Genomic DNA, 24,567 nt, shown 5'->3' on the forward strand with positions numbered 1-24,567 from the left:
TTACGCTTTTGCTACGTCGATCATGGTAATACTGCCATCGTCATTCACTTCTGCAATTTGCCCTGACGGCTCTTCCATAAAGAGTAGCGTGATAAATCCAACCACTGCTGTACCAGCAATAATCAGGAAGAAGGTGCTGTAGTCCACCAGCGATAAAACGGTTAGATATACCACTGCACCAACGTTACCGTAAGCGCCTGTCATACCCGCGATTTGGCCTGTCATTCGACGCTTGATCAAAGGCACAGCGGCAAACACGGCACCTTCGCCAGATTGAACAAAGAAAGAACACCCCATCGCCGCAACCACGGCCAACCAGACAGGCCATGTACCGTCAACCTGTCCCATCACTAAATAGCCTAACGCTAAGCCCGCAGTAAGAATAAGCAGTGTTGGTTTGCGTCCAAATTTATCAGATAGCCACCCGCCACCCGGGCGCGACATCAAATTCATAAATGCGTAAGCAGAAGCCACCATGCCAGCGATCACAGGTGTGAGCTCAAACGTTTCTAAGAAGAACAGGGGCAGCATTGATACCACCGCAAGCTCTGAACCAAACGTCGCAAAGTACAAGATGTTCAAGACTGCGACTTGTTTGAATTTGTATTGATGAATTTCAGGCACGGCCTCTTTGAAAATATGCTTGTTCACCTTCCACACTTGCAGTGAATCGAACACATAGATCAGCGCGAGACCGACGTAAATCATGGTGACGACTGTCGTAGAGAACATACCAATACCTGATGGCGAAAGCTTCCATGCAAGTAGCGCTAGCGCGCCATACATCGGCATTTTCATCAACAGCAACAAGTAGAAGTCAGCTTTTGATGTGACTTCCATTGCACCCGCGTTCTTCGGTTTGTAATAGGTCGCACCTTTTGGTGTATCCGTTACGCTGCGATAAAACACAAAGGAAAACAGCAGACTCATCAAGCCTGTGATACCCATGGCATAGCGCCAACCATCTTCACCACCAAACATCAGAGCGACAGTCGGCAACGTGAAGGCTGCTGCGGCAGAACCAAAGTTACCCCAGCCCCCATAAATACCCTCAGCGGTACCAAGTTCATTGTGCGGGAACCACTCAGACACAAGACGAATACCAACAACAAAACCGGCGCCGATTAAGCCAAGTGCAAAACGTGCAATCGCCGCTTGTACGAAGTTATCGGATAGGGCAAAAACGAAGCAGGGAATCGAACAAATGGCGAGTAAAAGTGAATAAACAATACGAGGGCCATATTTATCCGTCAGCATACCAACGACCACCCGAGCCGGAATAGTAAATGCCACGTTTAAAATAAGCAGGGTTTTGATCTCGGCGGTGGTGAGTCCCAATGATTCTTTTACAGACTGAAGCAATGGTGCGAAATTAAACCACACCATAAACGTAATAAAAAATGCAAACCAACTTAAATGGAGTATTTTCATTTTCCCTGTAAATGAAAACAGGTTGAATTTCTCACTTCCTGACATTTCGACATCCTCATCAATTAATAATCCCTGGCATTGCGGAATTTAATTTCCGCAATCAAAATCTCTATTCCTATTTTTGGGGCACAGTTAGCCCGTCGCGATAAGGCGCTGATTGAACAACGCCATCACGGCAATATTTTTTATTCCTTGATTAATCGGCTAAGTGGTCGCGTTTTCAGCTATTAACCCATCGCAGCCAGCTGCACATCTCCTTCATGGCACCTCACTGAATACGTACCAACGGAGATCGAGTCATCTTCAATGCAGACACCGCTTTCGAGGCAGAAATGCTGTTTATAAAGCGGTGACGCAATCACGGTTTTATCACCCGATGAGCCAAGCATTCCTCGAGACAAAACATTAGCTTTACCAATTGGGTCGAAATTGTCGATGGCGTACAAGGTGTCTGTTTGACCGCAGAGAAAAATCGCCACTTGTTTTTCATCAAATAACGCGCAAACACCCGTGTTTTTAACCAAATCTTGCTTACGACAAATCGTTTGCCATTGTGTCATTTCCGTCTCCTTAACCTTGTATCTCAACAACATCAATACGTTGGACTTTCTCAGCCTGTTGAATGCCGACGCCATCTGCCAATGTTTCTTTTTCAGCTGGCGCGGGTACTCTTTGCCCCCGCTCAGTGATGTATTTCAACCCACTGTCGGCTTGCTCGCTATTAATGAAGTGCTTAAAACGTTTGAGCCTTTCTGGCGATTCAATGGTGGTTTTCCACTCGCATTGATATTGCCCGAGGCTTTCAGCCATTTCTTTTTCTAGCTCGTCGGCAATCGAAAGTTTGTCTTCAATGACCACCTGCTTGAGGTAATCCAACCCACCTTCGAGGTTTTCGAGCCAAACGGACGTGCGCTGTAAACGATCAGCGGTGCGGATGTAGAACATCAAAATGCGGTCGATGTATTTGATCAAATCAACACGATCAAGATCGGAGGCAAATAAATCACCATGGCGAGGACGCATGCCGCCGTTTCCGCAGACATAGAGGTTCCAGCCATTTTCAGTGGCGATGATGCCAATGTCTTTTGATTGCGCTTCCGCACACTCACGCGTACAGCCTGACACAGCGAATTTGAGCTTGTGCGGCGATCTGAGGCCTTTGTAGCGATCTTCGATGTTGATGGCGAAACCGACACTGTCATCGATGCCATAACGACACCAAGTCGAGCCCACACATGATTTCACTGTTCGCACGGATTTACCGTAGGCGTGGCCAGTTTCAAACCCCGCATCAACCAAAATTTTCCAAATGTCAGGCAATTCGTGCAATTGCGCACCAAACAAGTCGATACGCTGACCGCCCGTGACTTTGGTATACAGATCATATTGTTTGGCGACCTGTCCCAATACAATCAGCTTGTCTGGTGTGATTTCGCCACCGGCAACACGTGGCACGACGGAATATGTACCGTCTTTTTGCATATTACCGAGGTAGTTATCATTGGTGTCTTGCAAACCGATGTGCTCGTCTTTTAGCACATAGTCATTCCAAAATGACGCCAGAATCGACCCTACGGTGGGTTTACAAATGTCACAACCAAGACCTGACCCGTGACTTTTAAGCAAGTCATCGAACGTTTTCACTTTCTTGATACGAACAATGTCCGCCAATTCTTGGCGTGTGTAGTGAAAATGCTCACAAAGGTCGTTGTTCACTTCATGGCCTAACGCGGCCAGTTCTGTGTCCATGACTTGCTTGGTCAACGCTGCACAGCCGCCGCAGCCAGTGGATGCTTTCGTTTCCGCTTTCAATTCCGCCATGGACGAACAACCCGCAGCCACTGCCGCTTTTATGGTCCCTTTGGTAACGTCATAGCACGAACATATCTGCGCAGTATCCGGCAAGCTTGCAAGCCCTACCGACCCAGTATCAGAGTCAGCGGCTCCGTCGGAAAGCAAAAGTACTGATGGGAATTCAGGTAACGGCAAATCGTTGAGCATGGTTTGCAATAAGTGGGAGTAGCTGTCTACATCGCCAACCAGCACCGCACCCAACAGTTTGGTTCCATCTTCAGACACAATCACACGCTTGTAGACTTGCTCAATGCCGTCAGAGAAGGTGTAAGACTGTGCTCCCGGCGTATTGCCATGAGCATCGCCAATACTGGCGACATCAACACCCAATAACTTCAGCTTAGTGCTCATGTCTGCGCCTTTAAACGCAGCCTCTTCTCCGCACAGTTTCGCTGCAACAACCCTCGCCATTTGATAACCGGGGGCGACCAATCCGAAAATGCGTCCTTCCCATAAGGCACACTCACCAATGGCATAAATATCACCGTCACTGGTTTGGCAGCTATCGTTGACGACAATGCCGCCACGTTCACCAAGCGCTAGGTCATGAGCCTTAGCCAATGCATCTTGAGGACGAATACCGGCCGAAAATACAACGACATCGGTTTCCAATTCACTGCCATCGGCAAATTCCAGTTTGTAGCGAGACGCATTGCCAGCCGAGATTGCCTTAGTCGCCTTTTCCGTGTGAATAGTCACGCCAAGCGAGGTGATTTTTTGCTTAAGTAATTCACCGCCGCCATCATCAAGCTGCACCGCCATTAGACGCGGCGCGAACTCAACCACATGGGTTTCAAGACCCATATTCTGTATCGCGTTCGCGGCCTCTAAGCCTAACAACCCCCCACCCACAACCACACCAACCTGACTTGTGTCACCGGATGCCCGGATGGCTTCCAAGTCTTCTATCGTTCGGTAAACATGGCAATGCGCTTGATCGTTACCTTGGATTGGCGGAACAAATGGATATGAGCCCGTTGCAAGCACGAGTTTGTCGTAAAAAACTTCGCGCCCTTTGTCAGTCACTACGCATTTATTTTCTCGTTGAATGGCGACCACTTTTTCATTTAAGTAATAGTGGACGCCTTTTTCGTCATACGCTTCTTCACTGGTTAGCATCAGATCATTGGCTGTTTTACCGCTAAAAAAGCTGCTTAGTTGCACCCTGTCGTACGCAAGACGAGGTTCTTCCGAAAACGTGATGACCTCAAATTCGTTGTTATTGTTTCTGTCGCACAGTTCTTCGATGAACCTGTGCCCTACCATGCCATTCCCAACAACGACAATGCGTTTCTTGTCCATAATCCTTTCCCTATGCTGAAAGCTTTTCAATGTGTTCTTGCGATTGGACGACAAACCAATCCAGTTCGGAGGCAAGCGATACCACATGACCGACCACGATGAGTGCCGGTGACTGAACACCTTTATTTGCGATATAAGCGTGAATGTCTGAAAGTGTTTTGATGAAAACACGCTGATCTGAGGTGCAGCCTTTTTCGATAACGGCGACAGGTGTTGTGGCAGATAGACCCGCGGCAAGAAGCTCATGACAGATGAATTCAAGCTTGGATAGACCCATGTAAAACACCAATGTTTGGTTGAGTAATGCGAGGGCAGACCAATTCACTTCGAGGTCATGTTCTGAATGTGCGGTAACAAATGTGCAACCCTGTGAAACGCCCCGATGCGTTAAAGGAATACCCGCATAGCTAGTACAACCGCTCGCCGCGGTAATACCCGGAACGACTTCGACAGATATACCTTCTCGATGAAGTACCTGCATCTCCTCTCCGCCACGACCAAATACAAAGACGTCGCCGCCTTTAAGTCGGCAAACGGTTTTCCCTTTTTTTGCTTCTTCAACCAAAATGCAATTAATGTCAGCCTGAGAAACGCTGTGCTTATCTTTCGCTTTGCCGACAAAAATATGTTTTTTCCCGAATGGGATTAATGCGATTATTTCGTCGCTAACCAAACGGTCATACACAATGACGTCTGATTGTTGAATACACCGAAGCGCCTTCACTGTCATGAGATCGGGATCGCCAGGCCCTGCGCCCACAAGAGATACCTTGCCACTATTCTGATGTTTAGCGGTCATTAAAGAAGCTCGCCGTTTATCTGTTGAATTGTCGGACATCCTTGCCTCTCACTTTCTTTACTAAAAGCCATCTTTTCAAAAAGACCTGCCGAATATATCTAGCTATCAGCAATTTAAGTGCCAGCAATTAAAATAGACATCATCACACCTTTCAATTTAATGATTTTACTAATGAATTAATAACACTCATAACACCCATGACGGATATAAAAAATAAAAAACACCCACACACTCAACATCATTGCTCGTTAATAGTGCGCACTAGGAATATTTCGCACCAAAAAGAGAACCTTATATTGCACCAATACAAAGCATTTTATTCTCATTAAATGGAATGACGTTAAATCTCATCATAAGAAACAATAAAAACACCGTTTAATCGATGTGAAAAAATAAAAACAAAGAGATGGTATTAATGGCGTGGTGATTGCTTATAGAGATCATTCAGAGGAAAAAAGGAATGAACTCGTCATGTCAAAGAATCAATCAGAATGGACAAAATCAACCTGCCCTTATTGTGGCGTAGGTTGTGGCATCGAGGCGAAAATACACACCTCTGGAAAGCTTGAAGTCAGGGGAGATAGCCAACACCCTGCCAACTATGGCCGATTGTGTTCAAAAGGATTGGCGCTAGGTGACACTGTCGCAACAGAAGGCCGAATGCTCTCCCCGTCCATTGAAGGACAAAATTGTAGTTGGGATGATGCCTTAAGCCATGTCGCTTCATCACTTTCATCAATCATTGAACAACATGGCCCAGATGCCGTGGCGTTTTATGTCTCTGGACAATTACTCACAGAAGATTACTACGTAGCAAATAAGTTGATGAAAGGGTTTATCGGTAGCGGAAACATCGACACCAATTCTCGCTTGTGTATGGCCTCTGCCGTAGCGGGTCACAAACGTGCATTTGGGGAAGATATTGTTCCCGGTAATTATGAAGATATTGAGTTAGCCGATCTCGTTGTACTCACGGGCTCTAACCTTGCTTGGTGTCACCCGGTGATATACCAACGATTGAAAGCAGCCAAAGAAAAACGCGGAACCAAAATCGTGGTTATTGACCCAAGAGAAACCCGTAGTTGCGAGATAGCCGATCTACATCTCCCCCTATTTTCTGGCAGCGATATTGCCTTGTTTAACGGCTTACTGGCATACCTTGTCAAACATCAGCATATCAACCAAACCTACATCGATTCTCATACTGTCGGATTTGAACAAACCCTTACCCAAGCACAACGTTTTTCCACAATAACGTCGGTGGCGTTAGAGACGGGCTTAAAAACAACGGACATAGAAACCTTCTATCAATGGTTTTGTTCAACACCGCTCACCACCACCGTGTTTTCCCAAGGCATCAACCAATCCACGAGTGGCACTGACAAAGCAAACAGTATCATTAATTGCCACCTTGCCACTGGCCGTATTGGGCTACCCGGTAGTACACCGTTTTCAATTACCGGCCAACCAAACGCCATGGGTGGGCGGGAAGTGGGTGGGCTGGCAAACACACTGGCCGCGCATCTTGAATTTGGTAACGACGAGCACCTTTCGCTGGTGAAAGATTTTTGGAAAGCGCCCACTCTAGCAACCAAACCAGGGCTAAAAGCCATCGATATGTTCGATGCGATTGAAAAAGGAAACGTGAAAGCCATTTGGGTAATGGCGACCAACCCAGCGGTAAGCCTACCTGACAGTGACAGGATCAATCGCATTTTATCTGACTGCCCACTCGTGATTGTTTCAGACTGTGTTGCTGATACAGAAACGCTTCGTCACGCAAACGTCTGCTTACCCGCTCAAGGCTGGAGCGAAAAATCAGGCACAGTGACTAACTCAGAGCGTCGCATCTCTCGACAACGCCGATTGCTGCCTACACCAGGCGAAGGCAAACCTGATTGGTGGATAGTCAGCGAGGTCGCCAAACGAATGGGTTTCCATGACGCCTTTAATTACCAGACAGAGGCCGATATTTTCAGGGAGTATGTTGCACAGACCAACATAGGAAATCGTCCCGAAGACAGAAGCAAAAGAATGCTGAACCTGTCAGGGCTAAACGGCATGACCAATGAGGCGTATAACGACCTGTCTCCAATTCAATGGCCTGTTAACAGCACGACGGGCGAAAGTGAACGCTTGTTTAGTGATGGACAGTTTTCGACGCCGGATGGAAAAGCAAAGTTCATCACTGTTGATCATCAGCCTCCAGCCAATGCCATTAGCGAACGCTATGGACTTATCCTAAATACAGGTCGAATTAGGGATCAATGGCACACCATGACTCGCACGGGTTTATCGAGCATTCTCAACACTCATGACAGTGAACCCATGCTAGAGATCCACCCTTTTAATGCATCCGATCGGGGCATTAGAGATGGTCAGTTGGTAAAAGTCAGTAGCAATATCAGTACGCAAGTATTTCGAGCAAGCGTCACTCGTCACGTTCCGGTAGGACAATGCTTTGCTCCCATTCACTGGAGTCAAACTCACTGCTCAGGAGGTAAAACAGACGCACTCATTCCGGCGATTACCGATCCAATTTCAGGGCAACCTGAGTTGAAATCTACACCGGTGATGGTTCAGCCAATGTTTGTAAAAACCAGCCTTCAAATCTGCCGTTCATCACCGTTTTCACAAAGGCAATTGAGTCAGTTTTGTGCCGAATATTGGGTAAAGCAGAAAGTCTCAGGGGGCTACGTTTATCAACTTCAATTTTCTAACGAGATCGACGAGGTATATGCCACGCTTTTGGACTCATTCGTCGGTGATGAGGATGCCATCATTCAAGGTGGACAGCCCGCGCAGAGAAGAGCAGTTGTTTTTCAGCAATTGAAACCAACAATGGCATTTTCCCTTTGCAATATTGATAGCGAGCTGCGTCAACCCGATATTGCACAGCTTTTAGCATCTCACTTTACGCATCAGGATATTCACGCTTTCTTAGCTGGTTCCCTTGCAACGCGTTCTCCCATTATCTGCACCTGCAAGCAAGTCACGCAAAGCGATATCGAGAATCTCATTACTGAGGATTTATCCATTAATGCTAATACAATCAGCGAGTTAACGTTGGCGGGTACAGGCTGTGGCAGTTGTGCATCCGACATCGAACAATGCCTTTTGCGTGCTTGTACGAGTGCATTGTCAATGGTTCAGAAAGCGGGATAATAAAAAGGCAGCCTAGGCTGCCTTTTCAATTTTCACATTCAGCACTTCAAGCGCGAATACTACTTCTTCTTACGTTTATCTGTCACTTCCCACTTACCGTCTATCAGCAGACCGGTCCAACCTGATGGTTTACCATCTTCTTCGGTTCGGACGTAGTTCTCTTTGCTCTTACGGCTAAAGCGAACAACGGCTTTGCGTCCATCTGGATCTTCAGCAGGGGCATCAGCCAGATACTGATATTTTTCTGGAATGCGATCTTTAAAGCGTGCAAGTTCTTCAACTAATGGCGCTCGAGTTTCACGCGATTTAGGGAAGTTACTCGCTGCGAAGAACAAACCTGATGCACCGTCACGAAGCACAAAGTATGCATCTGAATTTTCACACGGCAGTTCAGGGAAATGCACCGGATCTTCTTTCGGTGGTGCAATTTCTCCGTTCTTCAAAATCTTGCGGGTATTCTTACAGGTCTCGTTGGTACAACCCATGTACTTACCGAAGCGGCCGTTTTTCAGCACCATGTCGGAACCACACTTGTCACACTCAACCAGTGGGCCTTCATAACCCTTGAGCTTAAACTCACCTTTCTCGACAATGTAGCCATCACAGCTTGGGTTGTTACCACAAACATGTAACTTGCGATCTTTGTCAATCAGGTACGCGTCCATCGCCGTTTCGCACTTAGGGCAACGTTTTTTGGCGCGGAGCGCAGCGGTTTCAACGTCTTCTTCCAGTACGTTAACAATACCTTCTTCATCCATCAGGTTGATGGTGGTTTTGCAACGCTCTTTCGGAGGCAACTGATAGCCTGAACAACCAAGGAATACGCCTGTCGATGCGGTACGAATCCCCATCTTGCGACCACAGGTTGGACAATCGATGTCAGTCATGACGATGCTGTTAGGCTTCATGCCGCCTTCAGCTTCTTCCAATTCTGCTTTACCCAAATCATCCGTAAATGCTTTGAAGAAGTTGTTCAGTACCTGCTTCCAATCTTCACTGCCCATGGCGATTTTATCGAGGTTCCCCTCCATTCGCGCAGTGAAGTCGTAATCCATCAAATCGGCGAAGCTGTCGTCAAGACGGTCGGTAACAATCTCACCCATCTTTTCAGCATAGAAACGACGTTGTTCAGTACGCACGTAACCACGGTCTTGAATGGTTGAAATGATCGATGCATAAGTAGAAGGACGACCAATGCCACGCTTCTCAAGCTCTTTAACCAATGCGGCTTCTGTAAAGCGTGCAGGCGGCTTGGTGAAGTGTTGCTTAGGGTCAACCTTATCTAGCGTCAAGATCTCGCCCACATCAACGTGTGGAAGCGTTGTATCTTCGGTTTTACCCATAGGACGCTGTACACGTGTCCAACCATCAAAACGTAAGGTGCGACCTTTCGCTTTCAGGGTAAATTCGCCTGCTTGAACGCTAATGGTGCCCGAATCATATTTTGCTGGTGTCATTTGACACGCAACGAATTGTCGCCAGATCAGGTCATACAGACGATGAGCATCTGGGTCCATGCCCTGCAAATCATCGGCATTCACGTCAACGCTTGAAGGACGAATCGCTTCGTGCGCTTCCTGAGCATTACCTTTAGAACCATATTTGAGTGGTGCGGATGGCAGATACTTATCGCCGTATTCGCTACCAATAAATTCACGTGCTGATTCAACAGCCTCTTGGCTCAAGTTGGTCGAGTCGGTACGCATGTAGGTAATGTAACCCCCTTCGTACAGACGTTGAGCCAACATCATGGTCTTCTTAACGCCAAAGCCCATGCGGGTACTTGCCGCTTGTTGCAGCGTCGAAGTAATAAACGGCGCAGACGGCTTACTGCTGGTTGGACGGTCTTCACGATCCACCACTTTGTAAGTCGCTTTTTGCAATGCGTCTGTTGCCGCCATCGCTTGCGCTTCGTTCAATGGCTTGAACGCTTCACGGTTTTGCTGAGCAACAACTAAGCGCAACACATTTTGGCTAGCGGTTGTGGTATCGGCGTGAATATCCCAATACTCTTGCGGCACAAATGCTTTGATTTCGTGCTCACGCTCAACGAGCAGCTTAACCGCTACCGATTGAACACGGCCTGCAGACAAACCACGTGCCACTTTCTTCCAAAGAAGCGGCGACACCATAAAGCCCACAACGCGATCCAGGAAGCGGCGTGCTTGCTGTGCATTCACGCCATCCATGTTCAGTTCACCAGGCGCTTGGAACGCTTGCTGGATAGCATTTTGAGTAATTTCGTTGAAGACAACGCGTTTAAAACGGCTTTCATCACCACCGATCAGTTCCCGCAGGTGCCAAGCAATGGCCTCCCCTTCGCGGTCCAAATCCGTCGCGAGATAAACAAAATCTGCTTTTTCAGCCAGCGCTTGAAGTTCAGAAACCACTTTTTCCTTACCTGGAAGCACTTGATAGTTCGCTTTCCAATTGCGGTAAGGATCAACACCCATTTTGTTGATCAGCGAATTCTTCTCTTTGTCTTTCTTAATTCGCTCTTTTTCTTCCGGACTCAACCCTTTGGTTGAGATAGGCGTCGCTTTTTTGCCGCCTTGAGCAGCACCGGTAGGCAGATCCCGAACATGACCTACACTCGATTTAACGATGAAGTCTTTGCCCAGGTATTTATTAATCGTTTTTGCCTTTGCCGGGGACTCCACGATAACGAGAGATTTACCCATAGTGACCAATACGCCCTCGCGTTAAAAATTCAATCTGTCAGTCCAAATCGCATGAAAACCTTGATGCCATGCTGACTGACGCTATTTACAATATTGAGCGAGTCGATCTGAATATCAACCAGTTTCTTTCTAAAATCCCCCGATTGGTCGCAGCTTCCGCACTTGTTACCGGCTTGTAACCAATAAACCTACTTTATCGGAGGGTTAGCGTAGTCTCACTTTTGCAAGCGCGCTAATCATTACCATTGACGCCAACCCATTTACCATTTCACTTCGAATTTTTCTGGCTTGGCTCACACAATGCGTTCTAGAAACATATCAATTCGACGCTTTCGTAAGCATGTCCTCTTTTAAGACTGCTCACGCTATAATAGGCGCTCTTTTTCCCTTTACTCGAGAAAAGTATGTCTGAGAAAACACCGATTAGCACTGAAGATCTGCTAATCATGGCAAACAAGATGATCCGAGAACACGATGCTTACCTAGATGGTATGCACACCAATTCAGTGGAAGAAAAAGCAGGTGTGATGGTTTTTAAAGGCGAATATTTTTTGGACGACAACGGATTGCCGACGCCTAAAACCACTGCAGTTTTCAACATGTTCAAATATCTCGCTCACCAACTATCAAAACAGTACACGCTGCAATAAGTTAGCGCGTTTGAGCTTGACCAGAAAAATGCCACCTATCAGGTGGCATTTTTTCGTCTAGACGATGAGGTTAACCCTCAAATACCGCCGTATCTTTTTCTTTGTCTTCTCGGACAGAATTACCGCCCTGATCGGATTTATCACCGCGACCTTTCGGATCGGGACCGAACTGATTCGGGCCCGGAGTGCCATCTAGAATACCCAGTTCGACCAAGGCGAAGATAGGACCAATTAACGGCAAAAAAGTCACAACAAGCCACCAAGGACTTTTATTTCTGTCTTTCAAGCGTTTGATATTGAGCGCAACTGATGCATAAATCGCAAATAAAGAAATCGCGATTGAAAGTGCATCTAGCACTACATGACCGCCTTGATAAAAGAAAGTTGGCAACACCATGACAAGTACAGGCACGCTGTAGAGCCAATAATCACGGCGTCTCATTCGGCCTTCGAACGAAAACAACGCCCACTTTTGGTTGTTCATTTCAACTCCTAAACGATTGGTCGCTGACCACGACTGATCCACTTCAGCAGCAGACGATCTGCCGCTTCTGCTGAAGCTCCAGCCAGTTTCTCAGCGAGCTTTTTACGTTGAACGTAACGCACGCTCAAAACGTCTTTCTCTTTTACTGCAGACACCAGATAGTCATCACTGGTTCCAATGCTATCAATCAAGCCTAAAGGCAATGCTTGATTACCAAACCAGTGTTCACCTGTCGCCACTTTTTCTAGCTCAAGTGATGGGCGATGATCAGCAATGAAATCTTTAAATAGCGTGTGGGTTTCTTCCAGCTCGCCCATGAATTTCTCGCGCGCTTTGTCTGTATTTTCACCAAACATGGTGAGGGTGCGCTTAAACTCACCCGCGGTCAGTTGTTCAAATTCAATATCATGTTTTTTAAGTAGTTTATTAAAATTTGGCAACTGTGCAATAACACCAATTGAGCCGACAACAGCAAACGGTGCGGCAATAATTTTATCCGCTACACATGCCATCATATAACCGCCACTGGCCGCCACTTTATCAACAGATGCAGTAAGAGAAATACCCGCTTGTTTAATGCGATCAAGCTGAGAAGACGCCAAGCCATAAGCATGCACCATGCCGCCGCCACTTTCGAGACGCACCAGCACTTCATCACCTTCTTTAGCGACAGACAAAATGGCCGTGACTTCTTCACGCAATGCCGTGACTTCGCGAGCATCAATACTGCCCTTGAAATCCAGAACGAATACATGCGGTTTACGGCTTGATTCCAATGATACGGAATCGGTCATTTTCTTTGCTTCTGCTTTCGCTTCTTTTGCTTTCGCTTTTTCCGCTTTTTTATCCGCTTTATCTCGTGCTTTCAGTGCCGTTTCATCATAAAGATAAGACTCCATAGAATGGATTAAATCTTTATGCTTTTCAGTCAGGTTCGTAATTTCTAGCTCCCCTTTCTGACCCTGTTTGCCACCAGCGCTTTTTGCGATAATCAGCACCACGATGACTGCAACGACAAACGTCAGTATCTTTGCTAAAAACAGGCCGTAATCAAGCAAGAATTCCAAACTGTATTCCTCATTTATAGTTATATGTTCCCATTCTACTAAACAACTACCCGCAAAGTGCAAGTTCGGTGTCGTTTTCTTTGTATTCGAGTGTTGTTTATTACAGGTTTGCCATCTTACAATGCAGTTTAGCCGAAGCGAAACGCGGTCGCGGGTCGAGTAACAGGCATTGAGATTAACAGGCAGCAACGCCGAAGATAAAAAGGAATATTGTAACGTGGAGTATCAAGTAGCAGCCAACGCATTAGACGGTAAAGTCATTCTGGTGACTGGCGCAGGTGATGGCATAGGCCGACAAGCCGCACTCAGTTACGCGCAACATGGTGCAACCGTTATTCTGCTAGGACGCACAGTAAAGAAGCTAGAGAGCGTCTATGACGAAATTGAGACCGCTGGCTTCCCTCAACCCGCGATTATCCCGCTAGATATGCTAGGAGCCACGCGTCAGCATTATCTGGATATGGTTGACACCATTGAGCAGCAATTCGGCCGTATTGACGGTGTGCTCCACAATGCAGGCATGCTAGGTGTATTGAGTCCTTTCGATCAGATCGAAGAAAAAGCCTTTGATGAAGTGATGCAGGTGAATGTTAAAGCCACTTTTCTGATGACCCAAGCATTAATGCCTTTGCTGCAAAAATCAGACGACGCGCGCCTGGTGTTTACAACATCTACCGTGGGACACGCTGGGCGAGCATTCTGGGGCGCATACGCGATATCAAAGTTTGCCACCGAAGGCATGATGCAAGTGTTGGCGGATGAGTTGAGCAACACCAGTGTGAAAGTGAATGCGATAAACCCAGGTGGTACACGCACAAAAATGCGCGCCTCTGCGTTTCCTGCGGAAGAAGCAAGCAAACTGAAATCACCACTGGATATTATGCCTCTGTACCTATACCTAATGGCGCCAGAAGGCATTGACGTTAACGGTCAGTGCATCGACGCGCAGCCTAAGTAATCGGGCTAAAAAACAGGCACAAAAAAGCCAGCATCTCTGCTGGCTTTTTAATATCAATATTTTCTTGCTTAACGCCCTTGGCGTTTTCCGCCCTGAGGCTTCTGGCGAGAAGACGATTGACCACCACGGTTCGGAGTTGCATTCCCCCCCGGACGACCGTTGCCGCGTTTACCTTGAGCTGGTTTACCTTGGCCTGGCTTACCCTGAGCAGGCTTACCTGACGCTGGTCGACCTTGACCCTGTGCTGGCTTTCCGCCTTGAGCAGGTTTATTACCTTGCACCGGTTTCGCTGACGGACCACCACGACGAGGCTTACGTGTTTCATTTGATTCAACACGCTCTTCGTGACGACGCACTGCACGACGGATCTTCTGACCACGTGCTTTACGCTTCTGCGCTTCTACCGTGATCATGGTTTCTTTCTCTGGACGTAATTCCACCATTTCACGCAGGTAGTTAACGTTATCCAGTTCAAGTTCCATCCAGCCGCCGCGAGGTAGCTCTTTGTTCAAGTAGATGTCACCGTAGCGTACACGCTTCAGGCGGCTTACCGTCACACCTTGTGTTTCCCAAAGACGACGAACCTCGCGGTTACGACCTTCAGTGATCACAACATAGAATGTGTGGTTGGAACCTTCGCCACCCGCGTATTGAATATCTTCAAAACGCGCTTCGCCATCCTCAAGCTGAACACCACGAACCAGATTCTTCACCATCTGCTCGTTGACGTCGCCAAACACGCGAACCATGTATTCACGTTGTACTTGACGGCTTGGGTGCATCAAACGGTTCGCCAATTCACCATCAGTGGTGAACAGCATCAAGCCTGATGTATTCGCATCCAAACGACCCACGGCCACCCAACGGGCACCATTTAGTTTCGGGAGACGATCAAAAACGGTACGACGACCTTCAGGGTCGCTGCGTGTGCACAACTCACCTTCTGGTTTGTTGTATGCCATTACACGGCACACAAGTTCAGAAGGCGCAGCTACCTGTACACTGTGCCCGTCAACACGAATGTTAGCGTTGACGTCATCGAGACGATCACCCAGCTTGGCAACAAGGCCATTAATGCTGACGCGACCTTCTTGAATCAGGGTTTCGATCTCACGACGAGAACCGAGACCTGCACGGGCTAACACCTTCTGTAATTTTTCACTCATTTACGTTTACCTTACTGTCGCCTTCACAGGCGTCGATGTCGGAAAGAAACGCCTCAAAAAAGAGGCAACGGCGTATTATGCCAAAATAGGCACAAATACACCACGGGATTTCGTTACTACTCTCCGCCATCACTGGAAATATTGCGTTGCAGTGTGACCGATTGACCTCCACCGCTTAGAAGTAGAGATACAAGCTTATTCGAATGGACTGGTATCACCTGTACCACGACGGAGAATTTCAGGCTTATCATCACTGAAATCAATCACCGTAGTCGGTTGCTCACCCATAAATCCGCCGTTCAAGATGCAATCAACCGCATGCTCAAGCTGATCGCGAATAGCTTCAGGATCTGACTCCGTAAAATCATTGCCCGGCAGAATAAGCGAGGTGGACATAATCGGTTCACCCATGGCTTCCAACAGATCCAACGCAATTTGGTTATCCGGCACGCGAATACCGATAGTTTTACGTTTCGGATTCATTAAACGGCGCGGCACTTCCTTGGTCGCCTTCAAAATGAAGGTATAACGACCAGGCGTATTATTACGAATCAATCGATATGCAGTGTTATCAACACGCGCATAGAGCGAAAGTTCTGACAGATCCCGACACAGCAAGGTGAAGTTGTGTTTATCATCCAAACGACGAATTCGGCAAATACGCTCCAACGCCATCTTGTTTTCCAACTGACAGCCCAATGCATAACCAGAATCGGTCGGATAAACAATGACACCGCCATTGCGAACAATAGCGACGGCTTGAGTGATCAAGCGCGCTTGTGGATTTTCAGGATGCACATAAAAAAATTGGCTCATACTTCCTCCTTTACGGGCACTTCTAACGTCGGCAACGTCCAAGATTCCCAGATTTCCGAACAACCTTTCGGTAAGTATAAGTTACGCCCTAATTCTAGCCATGGAGAAGGGTAATGGAAATCAGAACCTTGGGAGCCAGCAAGCCCAAATTGAATGGCATAATCACCCAAAAGGCGACGTTCATTCGGTGATTGTTGCGGTTGAGCGATTTCCATTCCATCTCCGCCAGCATCAGCAAAGGTTTGAAGTAGACGTTTCAACCATTTGGCCGAGAGTTTATACCGACCTGGATGCGCAATCACGGCCTGACCACCCGCTTTGTGAATAACGTCAACCGCTTCGTCTATCGTGCACCAGTTCGGTGGCACATAACCGGGGTTACCACGCGTAAGATACTTCTTGAATACAGCCTGCATGGTTTTTACGTGTCCTTGCTCAACCATCCAGCGTGCAAAATGAGCACGAGTCAGTGATACATCACCCGCTAACGCTTTCGAACCTGCCAGTGCACCGGGCATACCTTGCTTGTCGAGACGATCCGCGATTAATTCCGCGCGCGCTTCACGACGAATGGCTTGAGCATTAATCAAAGCAACCAATTCTGGCGCTTCAGGGTCGATATTTAAGCCCACAACATGGATATCTTTGTTTTCCCAAACGGTCGATATCTCGATGCCATTGACGATATGCAAAGGGAGCCCATGCTTTGCCACGGCAGCTTTCGCAGGAGCCAAACCCGCAGTGGTATCGTGATCAGTTATTGCGAGCACATTGACACGAAAATCAACAGCGCGTTTCACGAGATCTTCAGGGCTGAAGCGTCCGTCGGACGCAGTGGTGTGGCTGTGTAGATCAAATAGCATGACTTTTCTTCAATTCGTTGCTTGACTTTATCGTCATACACTAGTTAACTAGTACACGATTACTTATTCAAATGGATTACGTCTTCATGGTACAGCATAACCTCATTCAACAAACAGCACTGATTAACTGGTGGTGGCACTCCTATTAACGGGCGGTGTGATGAGTGATAACCAAAAGAAAGACGTCACCAAACCCGCCTAACGCGGGTTTTTTTGTCCCTGTTTTTGACCACCCAGCATCAATTGAGCACCTTACCGAAGGTGGCAGCACAGAAAGGACTTTTAGCATGATCATCGTATTGCAACCCCAAGCCACTGAGCCAGAACCAAAAACGGCGCTCGGTAAGAATGAACAAAGTAACCTAAAGACGCCTTTCATGCTGAGCGTCGCACTGATGGTAAAAAGCAGTGAGTAAAAATGGCAACCCAGCCTTGTTAATACGTTGACTTTCCGCCACTATCGAGGGATTGATGCAAGCCACTAATTATATCTATGACACTGGTAACACAAACATTATTTTGCATGGGCGCGGCATTCGAACGTTTGAAACGACAACCCGCAACATCGTTGATATCAATACAATCGCTGATATCCAGCATTGTCGTCACCTCAACTCAGCGGAAGCGCTGTCAGACGGACATCAAGCGCTCACCGAAAGCATGTTTGCGCAACTTATGCAGGAACTAAAACCTTTTGTAGAAGCAGCAGGGAGAACGCTGTGAAAAATCACGCTTTAAAACAAGGCGAACTCGATGTATTGAGCCTGGATGTGCCATACGTCGCCGCTCCAACTGAATTGTATGCGACAGTCTGCCAAGATCGTCCTTATAGCCTATTACTCGAATCCGCCGAGGTTGATTCCAAGCAAGACCTGAAAAGCCTTATGCTGATCGATGCCGCGGTGCGCATTGTCTGCCGTGGACGAACGGTTGAGTTAGAAGCTAAAACCAAAAATGGCAGAAATGTACTGAGCGCCGTTGAGGCTGAGCTTTCCAAGCAAGGTCTCGACATTGAATCGTCACGTACTGATGATTTACTCTTGCTTCACTTCGCGCAAGAGAACCGCACGTTAGATGAAGACGCACGTTTGCGCCAGCCTTCACCGTTTGATGCACTGCGTATCGTACAACACGCCTTTAATCTTGATGGACATCCAGACCAAGCATTAATGATTGGCGGTCTGTTTGCCTACGATCTCGTTGCTCAGTTCGAGCCACTGCCTAAGGTAGAACGCGGAAACAACTGCCCTGACTATCTGTTTTATGTAGCAGAAACCTTATTGGTTATTGACCACCAGCGACGTCATGCCACACTTCAAGGCACGCAGTTTGGTGGCAGTGAAAACGCCGAAACCTATTACGATTTAAGCCGACGACTTCAAGCCATCAAAGAAAGCTGCATCAATCCATCACCGATGCCAAAAGCCGAGGTATTAGAAACCTCAAACCTCACCGTATCCGTCAGTGATAAAGATTTCTGCGCTGCGGTTGATGAACTAAAACAATATGTGATCAAAGGTGACGTGTTTCAGGTGGTGCCAAGCCGTCGTTTCACCCTGCCTTGCCCTTCCCCACTCAATGCATATTTGAAACTCAAACAAGGTAACCCAAGTCCTTACATGTTCTACATGCATGACACCGACTTCACCTTGTTTGGCGCTTCGCCTGAGAGTGCACTGAAATACAGCAAAGACACGAACCAAGTCGAGATCTACCCGATTGCAGGGACTCGCCCTCGTGGCAAAAATACTGATGGCTCAATCAATCTTGATCTTGATGGCCGTATAGAGCTTGAGCTTCGTAACGACATCAAAGAAAACGCCGAGCACATGATGTTGGTTGATTTGGCACGAAATGACGTTGCACGTATCAGCGAGCCAGGAACCCGCTATGTGGCAGACCTGCTAAAAGTCGACCGCTACAGCCATGTGATGCATCTGGTCTCACGTGTTGTGGGACAACTGCGTAACGATTTGGATGCCCTGCATGCCTATCAAGCCTGCATGAATATGGGCACGCTAACAGGCGCTCCGAAAATTCGCGCGATGCAATTAATTCGCCAGTTCGAGAAAAGCCGTCGCGGCAGTTACGGTGGCGCAGTCGGCTATCTTACCGGTCATGGTGACATGGATACCTGCATCGTGATCCGCTCAGCCTATGTTGAAGATGGCATCGCACAGGTTCAAGCAGGCGCAGGCGTGGTATTTGACTCCATTCCTCAAGCAGAAGCCGATGAAACCCGAGGTAAAGCGCAAGCGGTACTCACTGCGATTCAAGTCGCCCACCAAGGAGAGCAGGCATGAGTCAGCACGTTAACGCACACATCGTGCTGGTCGATAATTTCGACTCTTTCACTTACAACTTGGTGGATCAATTCCGCTCACTCGGTTACCCAGTCACTATTTACCGCAATAGCCTGTCGGCTGATCAGATAGAACAAGCTCTGTCAGAGCTAGAGAATCCGGTTGTTGTGTTGTCACCCGGCCCAGGCGCACCATCAGAAGCAGGTTGTATGCCCGCTCTTATTTTGAAGCTCAAAGGCCGTGTGCCAATGATAGGCATATGCCTAGGACAGCAAGCTATCACTGAAGCCTATGGCGGCGTAGTTGCTGGCGCAGGTGACATTGTTCACGGTAAAGCATCCCAGATGACACATAACGCACATGCCGTGTTTGGTAACATTGAGAGCCCATTGACCATTGCGCGGTACCACTCACTGGTCGCGACCAAGGTGCCTGATTCGCTCGATGTTATCGCGGATGTGGAAGGCTTAGTCATGGCGGTTGTGAACGACGCTGATCGCGTGGTGGGTTTTCAATTCCACCCAGAATCAATTTTGACAACAAAAGGCGCAGACCTTCTGACAAATACAATCAACTGGGCGACAAAGCCACGCTGATGGACGACAGGACAAGGAGAGTAAACATGGACGCAATTATTAATAAGCTTTACGAACAAGCATCTCTGTCTCGTGAAGAAAGCCATCAGCTGTTCGACACCATCATCAAAGGTGAAATGGACCCTATCCTGTTGGCTGCAACATTAACGTCACTAAAAATCAAAGGTGAAACGCCCGACGAAATCGCGGGCGCGGCTTCTGCACTAACCGAAAATGCAAACCCATTCCCATCGCCAGAATATGATTTCGCTGACATCGTTGGCACGGGTGGTGACGGCTCGAACTCCATCAATATTTCCACCACAGCCGCCTTTGTTGCTGCAGCCTGTGGGGTGAAAGTGGCCAAGCACGGTAACCGCGGCGTATCCAGTAAATCAGGTTCTTCTGACTTGCTTGCAGCTTTTGGCATTGATTTGGCCATGAGCCCCGAGACGGCACGTGGCGCGTTAGACGACTTGGGCGTGTGCTTCTTGTTCGCTCCGCAATACCATAGCGGTGTTCGTCACGCGATGCCTGTTCGTCAAACCATGAAAACACGCACCATCTTTAATTTGTTAGGCCCATTGATTAACCCTGCAAAACCAACGCTGGAGTTAATGGGTGTGTATGACAAAGCCCTCGTAAGGCCGATTGCAGAAACCATCAAAACCCTTGGCCTGAAACGCGCAGCCGTTGTTCATGGCAGCGGGCTTGATGAAGTCGCGATTCACGGTGAAACCACCGTGGCAGAAATTAAAGATGGCGTTATCACCGAATACACACTGACACCGGAAGATTTTGGCGTTAACACTCACCCTCTCAAATCCATTGAAGGGGGTACGCCAGAAGAAAACCGAGAAATCATCACACAGATCCTTCAAGGCAAAGGTACCGAAGCACAACAAAGTGCTGTTGCCGTTAACGTGGCAATGTTACTGCGCCTCTTCGGACATGAAGATCTAAAAGCCAACACGCAAAAAGCACTGGATGTGATGCGCAGCGGAAAACCTTTCGAACTTGTTCAGCAACTTGCGTCACGGAGCAGCTAATGGAAACGGTACTAGCAAAAATTGTTGCGGATAAACGTATTTGGATTGAGGCGCGCAAGGCGGTACAGCCGCTTGAGAGCTTCATCAATGATGTGGTTCCCAGTGATCGCAGCTTTTATGATGCACTGTCAGGAAAACCAGCAAAGTTCATCTTGGAGTGCAAAAAAGCCTCGCCGTCAAAAGGCCTGATCCGCGATGATTTCGACTTGGATTACATCGCCAGCGTATACGGCAATCATGCCGCAGCGATTTCTGTCCTGACAGACGAAAAGTACTTTCAAGGTAACTTCGACTTTCTGCCACAAGTCCGCAGTCAGGTGCCTTGCCCCGTTTTGTGTAAAGATTTCATGGTGGACACTTACCAAGTTTACCTTGCACGCTTCCATCAAGCCGATGCCATTTTGTTAATGCTGTCTGTGCTGAATGACAACGAATACCGCGAACTGTCAGCACTCGCTCATAAACTTAAACTGGGTGTGCTAACGGAAGTCAGCAACGAAGAAGAACTGGAACGTGCCATTGCGCTAAAAGCGAAAGTGGTTGGCATTAACAATCGCAACTTGCGCGATCTAAGCATCGATTTAAACCGTACCAAAGAACTGGCGCCTCGCCTGCCAGAAGATTGCATTGTGATTTCTGAATCCGGTATCTACACCCACCAACAAGTACGTGAATTGGCACCGTTTGCAAACGGCTTTTTGATTGGCAGTTCGCTGATGAGTGAAGACGATGTTGAACAAGCAGCTCGACGCGTACTGTATGGCGACAACAAAGTCTGCGGCCTGACTCGACCAGAAGATGCCAAAGCGGCTTATGACTCGTTCGCCAATTATGGCGGCCTGATATTCGTCGAGAAATCTCCGCGTTACGTTGACCTTGACGCAGCACGCAAAGTCATAGAAGGCGCACCGTTAAATTACGTTGGTGTTTTCCAAAATCACGACGTTGACCACGTGGCAGACACAGCGAAAGCGTTGAAGTTAGCCGCTGTGCAGCTTCATGGTGAAGAAAACAGCGACTACATCGACAAGCTGCGCGAGAAATTGCCGCAAGAAACACAAATTTGGAAAGCCCATGGCGTCAGCGACAAAGCGCCGACGCTAGAAGCAGGTGCTGACCGCAATCTGTTGGACAGCCGTATTGGCACACAAAGCGGCGGCACCGGTAAGCAGTTTGATTGGTCGCTGATCCCACAAGATCAACGTGAGACTCTGATGATCGCTGGCGGTCTGTCAGGTGACAACGCCAAAGAAGCCGCAGCACTAGGCTGCGCAGGACTCGACTTCAACTCAGGTGTAGAAAGTACGCCGGGTGTTAAAGATCAACAAAAATTGGACGCTGCATTTTCAGCGCTTAGAGATTACTAAAGGACTGTTATGACTAAGTTGAATGCCTACTTCGGCGAATTTGGTGGTCAGTATGTACCACAGATCCTGGTACCCGCGCTGGACCAGCTAGAACAAGCGTTTATCGACGCACAAAGCGACCCTGAATTTCAGGAAGAATTTATCGGTCTTTTGGAAGAGTATGCAGGTCGCCCTACAGCGCTAACCCTAACGCGTAACTTGACCAAAGGCACCAAAACCAAGCTTTACCTCAAGCGTGAAGACCTTCTTCACGGTGGTGCGCACAAAACCAATCAGGTGCTTGGTCAGGCCTTGCTTGCAAAGCGCATGGGTAAGAAAGAAATCATCGCTGAAACAGGCGCAGGTCAGCACGGTGTGGCAACAGCACTTGCATGTGCTCTGCTTGATTTAAAATGCCGTGTATACATGGGTGCAAAAGACGTTGAACGTCAAAGTCCAAACGTGTTTCGCATGAAGCTGATGGGTGCGGAAGTGATTCCAGTACACTCTGGCTCTTCAACACTCAAAGATGCCTGTAACGAAGCATTGCGTGATTGGTCTGCAAGTTATGAAGACGCTCACTACCTGCTCGGCACCGCAGCTGGACCTCACCCTTTTCCGACTATCGTGCGTGAATTTCAGAAGATGATTGGTGAAGAAACCAAGCAGCAAATTCTAGAAAGAGAAGGTCGTCTGCCTGACCACTTGATCGCCTGTGTCGGTGGCGGCTCAAATGCCATCGGCATGTTCGCTGATTTTATCGAAGATACAGATGTCGGCCTGATTGGCGTGGAACCTGCAGGTTTAGGGCTTGATACAGACCAACATGGCGCTCCACTCAAACACGGCAAGTTGGGCATTTTCTTCGGAATGAAATCCCCGTTGATGCAAGATCCAAACGGTCAGGTTGAAGAGTCTTATTCCATCTCTGCGGGTCTCGACTTTCCATCAGTTGGCCCTCAGCACGCCCATTTGAACGCAATTGGTCGTGCTAACTATGTTGCCATCACCGATGACGAAGCAATGGACGCATTCCAAGAATTGGCCCGTCACGAAGGGATAATTCCTGCGCTGGAATCCGCTCACGCCTTAGCCTATGCGCTAAAAATGGCTCGCGAAAACCCAGAAAAAGAACAACTGCTCGTGGTTAACTTGTCCGGTCGTGGTGACAAGGACATCTTCACCGTGCACGACATTTTGAAAGAAAAAGGAGTGATGTAATGGCTGCCACCTTGTCTCACCGCTATGAAGCGATGTTTGAAAAATTAGATGCCAAGGGTGAAGGCGCTTTCGTTCCTTTCGTGACCATTGGTGATCCAACCCCTGAGCAATCTTTAAAGGTGATTGAAACACTGGTTGAAAACGGCGCAGACGCACTTGAATTGGGTATTCCATTCTCAGATCCACTGGCTGATGGCCCAACAATTCAAGGCGCAGCAATTCGCGCATTGGAGTCAGGCACAACACCTGACAACTGTTTTGATATTCTTCGCCAAGTTCGTGCAAACCACCCAGACATTCCGATGGGTCTGTTGATGTATGCCAACCTCGTGTTCGCAAACGGTATCGACAACTTCTATGCAAAATGTGCCGATGCAGGTGTGGATTCAGTCTTGATTGCTGATGTGCCAGCGGGGGAATCTGAAGAGTTTCGTGTGTCTGCTGCCAAGTATGGCGTTCACGCGATTTTCATCGCACCGCCTAACGCCAACGAAGAAACGCTGAAAACCATTTCTGAGCTAGGTGGTGGTTATACCTACCTACTTTCTCGTGCTGGTGTAACGGGCGCAGAAACCAAAGCAGGCAAACCTATTGATCACCTGATTGAGCAGCTTTCCGCTTTTAATGCACCACGCCCTCTTTTGGGCTTTGGTATTTCCGAACCTGCACAAGTTAAAGAAGCAATTTCTGCTGGTGCAGCGGGCGCAATTTCAGGCTCAGCCGTGGTCAAAATTATCGAACGTAACGTTGATGACCATAACAATATGCTCAAAGAGTTAGGCGAGTTTGTGGTTAGCATGAAAGCCGCTACCGTTAAATAACCAAACCAAATACCCA

Annotated in this window: 20 protein-coding genes, 1 pseudogene and 1 other annotated feature; of the genes and pseudogenes, 11 read left to right on the forward strand and 10 right to left on the reverse strand. The window is 47.9% G+C overall.

From position 1 onward, the window contains the following. From AC3CIC_RS09990 to cobA, 4 genes are all read right to left on the reverse strand, one after another. Window positions 1–1,476 (reverse strand): NarK family nitrate/nitrite MFS transporter, encoded by a 1,476-nt coding sequence (locus AC3CIC_RS09990; protein WP_016961332.1) that lies wholly within the window; start codon window positions 1,474–1,476, stop codon window positions 1–3. A gap of 182 nt (window positions 1,477–1,658) precedes the next feature. Continuing rightward, entirely contained in the window at window positions 1,659–1,991 is a 333-nt protein-coding gene (gene nirD / locus AC3CIC_RS09995; RefSeq protein ID WP_016961331.1) for a nitrite reductase small subunit NirD, read from the reverse strand. 10 nt (window positions 1,992–2,001) lie between these two features. After that, the gene (gene nirB, locus AC3CIC_RS10000) at window positions 2,002–4,587 is read right to left on the reverse strand and encodes a nitrite reductase large subunit NirB (RefSeq protein WP_488514504.1); all 2,586 of its coding nucleotides are present in this window, start codon (window positions 4,585–4,587) and stop codon (window positions 2,002–2,004) included. A 10-nt stretch (window positions 4,588–4,597) separates the two neighbouring features. Further along, window positions 4,598–5,386, reverse strand: coding sequence for a uroporphyrinogen-III C-methyltransferase (gene cobA / locus AC3CIC_RS10005; RefSeq protein WP_488514505.1), 789 nt, complete (start codon window positions 5,384–5,386; stop codon window positions 4,598–4,600). 471 nt (window positions 5,387–5,857) lie between these two features. On the opposite strand from cobA, the gene AC3CIC_RS10010 reads away from it, so the two are divergent. Then, window positions 5,858–8,551 (forward strand): molybdopterin-dependent oxidoreductase, encoded by a 2,694-nt coding sequence (locus tag AC3CIC_RS10010; RefSeq protein WP_488514506.1) that lies wholly within the window; start codon window positions 5,858–5,860, stop codon window positions 8,549–8,551. A gap of 59 nt (window positions 8,552–8,610) precedes the next feature. Here AC3CIC_RS10010 and topA read toward each other — a convergent pair whose 3' ends face one another. Further along, a complete protein-coding gene (topA, locus tag AC3CIC_RS10015) occupies window positions 8,611–11,232 on the reverse strand; it encodes a type I DNA topoisomerase (protein ID WP_488514507.1) in 2,622 nt (873 codons plus the stop codon). A gap of 404 nt (window positions 11,233–11,636) precedes the next feature. Here topA and AC3CIC_RS10020 point away from each other — a divergent pair, with 404 nt between their 5' ends. Further along, the gene (locus AC3CIC_RS10020) at window positions 11,637–11,882 is read left to right on the forward strand and encodes a YciN family protein (protein WP_017004140.1); all 246 of its coding nucleotides are present in this window, start codon (window positions 11,637–11,639) and stop codon (window positions 11,880–11,882) included. Window positions 11,883–11,952: 70 nt separating this feature from the next. Here the strand turns inward: AC3CIC_RS10020 and AC3CIC_RS10025 are convergent, their stop codons facing one another. Further along, complete coding sequence (locus AC3CIC_RS10025) at window positions 11,953–12,366, reverse strand: DUF805 domain-containing protein (protein ID WP_016961324.1); 414 nt, start codon at window positions 12,364–12,366, stop codon at window positions 11,953–11,955. Window positions 12,367–12,374: 8 nt separating this feature from the next. Next, on the reverse strand, window positions 12,375–13,433 hold the full coding sequence (gene sohB, locus AC3CIC_RS10030; RefSeq protein ID WP_016961323.1) for a protease SohB: 1,059 nt from the start codon (window positions 13,431–13,433) through the stop codon (window positions 12,375–12,377). Between the two features lie 217 nt (window positions 13,434–13,650). On the opposite strand from sohB, the gene AC3CIC_RS10035 reads away from it, so the two are divergent. Next, a complete protein-coding gene (locus AC3CIC_RS10035) occupies window positions 13,651–14,391 on the forward strand; it encodes a YciK family oxidoreductase (protein ID WP_488514508.1) in 741 nt (246 codons plus the stop codon). A gap of 68 nt (window positions 14,392–14,459) precedes the next feature. Here AC3CIC_RS10035 and rluB read toward each other — a convergent pair whose 3' ends face one another. From rluB to rnm, 3 genes are all read right to left on the reverse strand, one after another. Then, window positions 14,460–15,557 carry a 23S rRNA pseudouridine(2605) synthase RluB gene (gene rluB, locus AC3CIC_RS10040; RefSeq protein ID WP_016961321.1) on the reverse strand — a complete coding sequence of 366 codons (1,098 nt, stop codon included), beginning with the start codon at window positions 15,555–15,557 and terminating at the stop codon, window positions 14,460–14,462. 195 nt (window positions 15,558–15,752) lie between these two features. After that, on the reverse strand, window positions 15,753–16,373 hold the full coding sequence (locus tag AC3CIC_RS10045; protein ID WP_017004142.1) for an L-threonylcarbamoyladenylate synthase: 621 nt from the start codon (window positions 16,371–16,373) through the stop codon (window positions 15,753–15,755). Continuing rightward, window positions 16,370–17,236, reverse strand: a complete 867-nt coding sequence (rnm, locus tag AC3CIC_RS10050) for an RNase RNM (RefSeq protein ID WP_016961319.1) — start codon at window positions 17,234–17,236, stop codon at window positions 16,370–16,372. Before rnm ends, AC3CIC_RS10045 begins: the two co-directional genes overlap by 4 nt. A 122-nt stretch (window positions 17,237–17,358) precedes the next feature. Further along, window positions 17,359–17,453, forward strand: a sequence feature (Trp leader region). Window positions 17,454–17,523: 70 nt separating this feature from the next. On the opposite strand from rnm, the gene AC3CIC_RS10055 reads away from it, so the two are divergent. The 8 genes and pseudogenes from AC3CIC_RS10055 to trpA all read left to right on the forward strand — a co-directional run bounded on the left by AC3CIC_RS10055 (window position 17,524) and on the right by trpA (window position 24,551). After that, on the forward strand, window positions 17,524–17,652 hold the full coding sequence (locus tag AC3CIC_RS10055; RefSeq protein ID WP_488514509.1) for a hypothetical protein: 129 nt from the start codon (window positions 17,524–17,526) through the stop codon (window positions 17,650–17,652). 31 nt (window positions 17,653–17,683) lie between these two features. Then, a pseudogene (locus tag AC3CIC_RS10060) lies at window positions 17,684–17,959 on the forward strand (3-deoxy-7-phosphoheptulonate synthase); the annotation flags it as partial. Continuing rightward, entirely contained in the window at window positions 17,956–19,539 is a 1,584-nt protein-coding gene (locus AC3CIC_RS10065) for an anthranilate synthase component 1 (RefSeq protein ID WP_016961316.1), read from the forward strand. The pseudogene AC3CIC_RS10060 and the gene AC3CIC_RS10065, both read left to right, overlap by 4 nt. Next, window positions 19,536–20,135: an aminodeoxychorismate/anthranilate synthase component II gene (locus AC3CIC_RS10070; protein WP_488514510.1), complete on the forward strand. Its 600-nt coding sequence runs from the start codon at window positions 19,536–19,538 to the stop codon at window positions 20,133–20,135. The genes AC3CIC_RS10065 and AC3CIC_RS10070 overlap by 4 nt, the downstream gene beginning before the upstream one ends. Before the next feature lie 26 nt (window positions 20,136–20,161). Further along, on the forward strand, window positions 20,162–21,163 hold the full coding sequence (gene trpD / locus AC3CIC_RS10075; RefSeq protein ID WP_488514511.1) for an anthranilate phosphoribosyltransferase: 1,002 nt from the start codon (window positions 20,162–20,164) through the stop codon (window positions 21,161–21,163). Beyond that, entirely contained in the window at window positions 21,163–22,530 is a 1,368-nt protein-coding gene (gene trpCF / locus AC3CIC_RS10080; protein ID WP_488514512.1) for a bifunctional indole-3-glycerol-phosphate synthase TrpC/phosphoribosylanthranilate isomerase TrpF, read from the forward strand. The genes trpD and trpCF overlap by 1 nt, the downstream gene beginning before the upstream one ends. Window positions 22,531–22,539: 9 nt before the next feature. After that, window positions 22,540–23,730 (forward strand): tryptophan synthase subunit beta, encoded by a 1,191-nt coding sequence (gene trpB / locus AC3CIC_RS10085; protein ID WP_016961312.1) that lies wholly within the window; start codon window positions 22,540–22,542, stop codon window positions 23,728–23,730. Further along, a complete protein-coding gene (gene trpA, locus AC3CIC_RS10090) occupies window positions 23,730–24,551 on the forward strand; it encodes a tryptophan synthase subunit alpha (RefSeq protein ID WP_488514513.1) in 822 nt (273 codons plus the stop codon). The genes trpB and trpA overlap by 1 nt, the downstream gene beginning before the upstream one ends. Window positions 24,552–24,567: the final 16 nt, after the last annotated feature.

It is taken from the genome of Enterovibrio sp. QJM3NY_24 (genome assembly GCF_057786035.1).